Raw genomic sequence first — 624 nt, forward strand, 5'->3', positions numbered from 1 at the left:
TTACCTATCTATTCGAAAAACAATTCGAAAATGAACAATTCATTCATTTTTATTTTAAAAACCACTTAATGAACCACGGATAAAAACCGGTCACATACATAAACATTCCTCCTTTTTCTTTCTCATCTCTTTATTCGCAATTTCTACTAAAAATTTCTCTTTTTTCTGCAAATAAAAAAACAACATGACTTGCATGTTGCTTTTGGCTATTTTTTATCTTTAATAATCGCTACTACATCCGCTACACTTTGAAGTTGATCGATTTCCTCATCAGTGATTTCGATACCAAATTCATCTTCTAGTGTCAAGACAAACTCCATCAAGTCCACTGAGTCCGCATCTAGATCGTCTTTCAAACTCAAGGCCTCTGTTACGGCAAAGTCTTCTCCCTGTCGCTCTTGGATAATGGTTACAATACGGTCAAAAATTTCTTTTTCTGTCATCTTTTTTATTCTCCTGAAAATTCACGCGCAGTTTGAGCAACTACGTCTGTTTCTAGCATGGTACGAATCTGACGAATCGTACTGTACACAGCCTTGGCATCACTTGAGCCATGAGTTTTTACAACTGGCGCCTTGACGCCAAACAAGACTGCTCCTCCAACATCTGAATAGTTGAGCTGTG

General features: G+C 37.3%; 1 protein-coding gene and 1 pseudogene. Both read right to left on the reverse strand.

Annotation, left to right across the window (positions count from 1 at the left end):
- Positions 1-206: 206 nt before the first annotated feature.
- On the reverse strand, positions 207-443 hold the full coding sequence (locus GMD4S_RS10020) for an acyl carrier protein (protein WP_000136435.1): 237 nt from the start codon (positions 441-443) through the stop codon (positions 207-209).
- Positions 444-448: 5 nt separating this feature from the next.
- A pseudogene (locus tag GMD4S_RS10025) lies at positions 449-624 on the reverse strand (phosphate acyltransferase PlsX); the annotation flags it as partial.

Source organism: Streptococcus sp. GMD4S (assembly GCF_000296955.1).